The sequence below is a fragment of the Endozoicomonas sp. SESOKO3 genome (assembly GCF_024606255.1).
Map to the genome: position 1 here is coordinate 1 of NZ_JAHHPR010000746.1, position 5,013 is coordinate 5,013.

General features: G+C 48.6%; 5 protein-coding genes. 3 read left to right on the plus strand and 2 right to left on the minus strand.

Annotated elements, in window-relative coordinates:
- Nucleotides 1-2,095 (plus strand): efflux RND transporter permease subunit (locus tag KDK18_RS13090; protein WP_257255371.1); only part of this gene is annotated, 2,095 nt, incomplete at its 5' end.
- Between the two features lie 71 nt (nucleotides 2,096-2,166).
- Here the strand turns inward: KDK18_RS13090 and KDK18_RS13095 are convergent.
- Entirely contained in the window at nucleotides 2,167-3,051 is an 885-nt protein-coding gene (locus KDK18_RS13095) for a hypothetical protein (RefSeq protein ID WP_257255372.1), read from the minus strand.
- Between the two features lie 173 nt (nucleotides 3,052-3,224).
- On the opposite strand from KDK18_RS13095, the gene KDK18_RS13100 reads away from it, so the two are divergent.
- Entirely contained in the window at nucleotides 3,225-3,638 is a 414-nt protein-coding gene (locus tag KDK18_RS13100; protein WP_257255373.1) for a hypothetical protein, read from the plus strand.
- A 214-nt stretch (nucleotides 3,639-3,852) separates the two neighbouring features.
- Here the strand turns inward: KDK18_RS13100 and KDK18_RS13105 are convergent, their stop codons facing one another.
- Nucleotides 3,853-4,158: an RNA-binding protein gene (locus KDK18_RS13105; RefSeq protein ID WP_257255374.1), complete on the minus strand. Its 306-nt coding sequence runs from the start codon at nucleotides 4,156-4,158 to the stop codon at nucleotides 3,853-3,855.
- 380 nt (nucleotides 4,159-4,538) lie between these two features.
- Here KDK18_RS13105 and KDK18_RS13110 point away from each other — a divergent pair.
- The coding region (locus KDK18_RS13110; protein ID WP_257255375.1) for a C45 family peptidase at nucleotides 4,539-5,013 on the plus strand (475 nt) is incomplete at its 3' end.

Consider the following 5,013-nt stretch of genomic DNA (forward strand, 5'->3'; position numbering starts at 1 on the left):
CTTTGTTTATGACCAGCCTGAAGTAGTCAGGGCTTCAGTGAATGGCTTTCTGGTCAGCCTCGCTGAAGCCATTGCCATTGTCATTGTCGTCTTGCTGTTTGCCATGGGGCTGCGTTCAGGCCTGCTAATGGGCGGTATTCTGTTGCTGACTATTCTGGGTACTTTCATCGGTATGAACGTGCTGGGCGTCGATTTGCAGCTCATTTCACTGGGCGCATTAATCATTGCCCTGGGGATGCTGGTGGATAATGCCATTGTGGTCACCGAAGGCGTTCTGGTGGGTTTACACAGAGGGCTTTCCCGAATGGAAGCCATCAGGCAGGTGGTGATTCAGAATCAGTGGCCTTTGTTGGGCGCTACAGTGATTGCTATTATCGCCTTCGCACCTATCGGCCTGTCGCCTGATACCACCGGTGATTTCATGGTATCCCTGTTTCAGGTGCTCCTACTCTCCCTGATGATCAGCTGGGTTCTGGCAATCACGTTGACACCTTTCTTCTGTCATATGGTGTTTAAGGAACCCTCTGAGGCTATGGTGGGCAGTGAAACCGATCCCTATAAAGGAGCCCTGTTCTCTTTCTACCGCTGGTTTCTGGGCAAAGCCCTGAAGCACAGAATTACAGCTCTGCTACTCACAGTGGCTGCTTTGGCAATGGCTGTTATCGGATTCGGTTATGTTAAACAGTCATTCTTTCCACCCTCTAATACGCCGATCTTTTTTGTTGATGTCTGGATGCAGGAAGGTAGTGATATTCGCGCTACTGAAAAAGCCATCAAGCAGCTTGAGCAGGATGTTCTGGGTTACGAGGGCGTGGAAAATGTTACTTCGGTGATGGGCAGGGGAGCCCAGCGTTTTATTCTGACCTATGCTCCGGAAAAGAGTTATAGCAGCTACGGCCAGCTGATTATCGAGGTGGACAAAAGAGATCGGATGAAAGCGCTGATTGGCCCTATGGAAAAGACTATCAACGCCAAATACCCGGACATTGAATTCAAATTCAAGCTGTTGCAAAACGGTCCTGCACCTGCCGCAAACATTGAGGCAAGGTTCTATGGCTCAGATCCCGGGGTACTCCGGAAACTGGGGGCCAAAGCCATGGCCATCATGGAGGAAGAGCCTTCCGCTGTGGACGTCAGACAGTCCTGGAGAGAGCAGGTCACTATTGCCCGCCCCCAGTTTGACGAAGCCGCAGGCCGCAGAAGCGGTATTTCAAAACAGGCGCTGGATGAGGCCTTGCTGGTGAACTTTACCGGCAAGCAGGTCGGTGTTTACCGGGATGGCAGTCATTTGTTGCCGATTATAGCCAGAGCCCCGGAGGAAGAACGTCTGAACGCCAATACGCTGACCGATCTTCAGGTGTGGAGTCAGGAGCGAAGTGCGTTTGTGCCGGTGGCACAGGTGGTGAGCAGCTTCGAATCGGCCACAGAAAATCCGCTGATTGTGCGTCGCAACCTGAAGCGTGTTCTGACCGTGATGGCAGACGCAAGACCCTTCAGTGATGACACGCCCGAATCGGTTCGATTGAAGCTCAAGGATAAAATTGAGTCCATCACCCTGCCAGAAGGTTACACATTGGAATGGGGAGGTGAGTTCGAAATGTCCAGTGACGCCCAAAGCAGTATCTTTAAGTCATTGCCAATGGGTTACCTGATGATGTTTATTATTACGGTTTTCCTGTTCAGTACGATCCGACAGCCACTGGCTATCTGGTTTACCGTGCCTCTGGGCGTCATCGGTGTGTCTGCGGGCTTGCTGTTACTGAATATGCCTTTCACTTTCACAGCGCTGCTTGGTTTACTGAGTCTTTCAGGTATGTTGATCAAGAATGGCATTGTACTGGTGGAACAAATCAACATTGAAGAAAAGAAAACCGGCAATCTTGCCAAGTCCATTGTTGATGCTTCTGTCAGCAGGGTGCGTCCGGTTTGTATGGCGGCATTGACGACCATGCTGGGTATGATACCGTTGGTGTTTGATGCGTTCTTCAGCTCAATGGCGGTAACCATTATCTTTGGCCTGGGCTTTGCGACCGTTCTGACACTGATCGTACTGCCTGTCACCTATTCACTGCTTTACAAGGTTCGATACGGCTGATCGAGGCACCGGGACTTGATAAAAAGAGCCGTGACTGTAATAAGCGCGGCTCTTTTTTTTGAGTGAAATGTTTAGTTTCGGGTTATGGCCGACTCGTGAATGCTCTTGTCATTTCTGAGGGCGTGAAAATAAAGGTTGTTAAATACCTCTGGGTAATCCACACCGGCAAATTCCAGAATTTCAGCGAGCTGTCGTGCAGTGTAACCCTGACTCAATAAAGTGCTTACGCTCTCCTGAAAATCTTCCCTGGATGTAATGAATGCACGGTAGTAGGGACGACTGGACACATCGATTAATCCGTGCGCATAAGATGGAATCAATTTCAGCATGGCGCTTTGCAGCAGGTTGGGGTCAATCAACTTGCTGGATTCAACTCGGGTCAGGGATTCAGCCTGATGACAAGAGCGACGTTTGGCGGGGTTACTGGAGGGTTGAGGTGTCATTCTCTTGCAGGCCGTAATCTTCTGTTCCAGCTTGGGCATGATTTCGGTGGACTCCAGAAAAGGAGTGATTTGGCCTGACAGGCTTTTCTGACTCCACTCGGCCAGTTTGTCCTGCATACCACTTTTAATACCCAGGAGTGTCTCGGGTCCAAAGCCTTCACGCCCCAGTCTCATCATCCATTGTGCCAACAGAGTCTCGTTTATTTTCTCAACAGTGTGACCCGGCTCTGCCAGCATCTCTTTCAGATAAGTAAGGTAGAGGCTTCTGATTTGAAAGCGATAGCCTTCCGTCACCATCCCACTGGGGCTGCTCAAATAAGCGTCAGCCATCATGCCGTATCGCACTGCAACAGAAACCAGTGGCATGGGAGACTGGTCAGTGAGGTCGGGTTGAATGGCCGACTCAACAGACTGTTCAGCCTTTATGGGTTCAACCGGTTTCAGAGGCTTTTGGTTGGCTTGTATGACAGGAGACAGAAGTAGAAACAGTGGGAATAGATAATTTTTATTCATCAGGTCATCCAGTGATCAGTTGCAGAGTAGCGCTAGATTTGTATCGGCAGAAATGAACATGGATGAGGTTTCTGGAAGTGGTTTTTGTTTTATTGTTTTTTGTGCAAAAAATGAACGAACAATCCTCTGTTTGGTCTACGCTATATCCGGGTTTTATAGAGTATTCAGATTAAATGATGTTGTTAAAAAATTACCATCGAATCGCCGGGATATCACTACTGGCATTGACGCTGCTGCAGGTAGGCTGCGCAGGCAGGGATGCATACCCGGTTGCTGTGCGACAGTACGGGGATATCAATCGCTCCTGTGCGGCTCTGGAAAGTGAAATAGTTTTCATCGAGGAGGAAATAAGAAGGTTGATTCCCAAAACATACAAAACCGGTAAAAACGTAGCGTTGGGTATAGCCGGAGCGTTTGTTTTGGTGCCCTGGTTCTTTATGGACCTCAGTCAGGCAGAGCAAATTGAAATTGATGCTTTGCGTCAGCGATACAATTACCTGCTAAGTCTGGTTCAGGAGAAAAACTGTTCCAACTCCTCAAGGGTACCTATTCCTGAGATAAGCAATTCCGGTGCAAGCCAGCAATAGTTACCTCAGTAAAAATTGCAAATGAAGGTGCAACAAGCGATGAGTCTCCGGGAGTCAGAAAAGTGTCCATCAATCCGATGGAATGACAGAAGGAAATGATGAAGACAATCCGGAGAAAAAATACCCCGGAATTATGAACAGGGATGCTCTAAAGGACTTCCCTGATCCTTTCGATCGAAGCTGTATATATTTTCCTTCAATTTCGCTGAATCAATCAGGCACTGTTTTTCGGAGGGCTTGGTTTGCGGGGTTTTCCGCCAGACTTACCACCACTGCGTTCGGTAGCAAAGCTGACTCGCAAGGGTCTGCCATTTAATTCTTTACCATCCATAGTTAAAGCGGAATTAGCGCTATCACTCTCGGCAAAAGTAATAAAGGCAAAACCTCGGGAGCGGCCCGTTTCCCTGTCGGTTATGACGCGAATTTCATCGATCTCACCGAATTGCTCGAAGGCTTGCTGAAGGTCACTTTCATCACTGCTGAAAGGAAGGTTACCTATAAACAGTTTATTCTGTTGCATGGTAAATAGGTCTCCAAGTATTGATTACCTTGAAACATTTTTATCTCTCTTTTTATTTTGAAGGGAGAGGAAAAACGGTTTCTGTGCTCAAGGCTTTCGGAATCATTTCCTGAATAGGGTCGTTCTGGTGAACCAATCACTCACCGGGTCCGGACAGTCCATAACTGGATATAGTGAGTATCTTTAATACCGTGGCCTGTCTGTTAAGCCACTCATCCAGATTATAACTTCATTGCTCTATGTCAAGCATGAAGTTGAAGCAGGTCACGATTGTGTTATCTTCCACGGAAGCCGGCACAAGAACGGAGACCAAGAGCGTCAAGAGAAGACCACTGAGCAGTGGTTTGTTACTGAATCGGGATTTTTCGGGGCTCGTATTGATGAAAAAACTGGTGCTAAATGGATCAGCCAGGAATCGGGGGCGCATTCATGGCGAGCAGATGCGTGAAGAAATCAGCGAAGTGCTGGATTACTACCGGTCACGTTTTCTTAAAGACAGGGAAAGATTGCAGTCTCATCTTGATCTGCTGATGCAGAAGGTTCTGTCATTCCGGCCTCATTACAAAGAGGAAATGGATGCCATTGCAGAGGCCGCAGGCGTTGAGCCTTTTTGGATCTATTGCATGAATGCCCGCAGTGAGCTGATGTCCTCTCCCATCGAGTGTTCTTCTGTGGCATTCCCCGGGCAGGGGCTGATAGGGCAGAACTGGGACTGGGCTGAAGCACTGGCAGGCCACCTGGCTCTGGCGGATATTGAACTCGAAAACGGTCACCGATTGTTGACCATGACTGAGCCGGGCATGCTGGCCAAAATTGGAATGAACTCTGCGGGGTTGGGTGTCTGTCTGAATATTC

Bases quoted from the DNA above. Each gene is read 5' to 3' on its own strand.
- KDK18_RS13100 (WP_257255373.1), top strand. From the start codon at position 3,225: ATGATGTTGTTAAAAAATTACCATCGAATCGCCGGGATATCACTACTG.
- KDK18_RS13105 (WP_257255374.1), bottom strand. From the start codon at position 4,158: ATGCAACAGAATAAACTGTTTATAGGTAACCTTCCTTTCAGCAGTGAT.
- KDK18_RS13095 (WP_257255372.1), bottom strand. From the start codon at position 3,051: ATGAATAAAAATTATCTATTCCCACTGTTTCTACTTCTGTCTCCTGTC.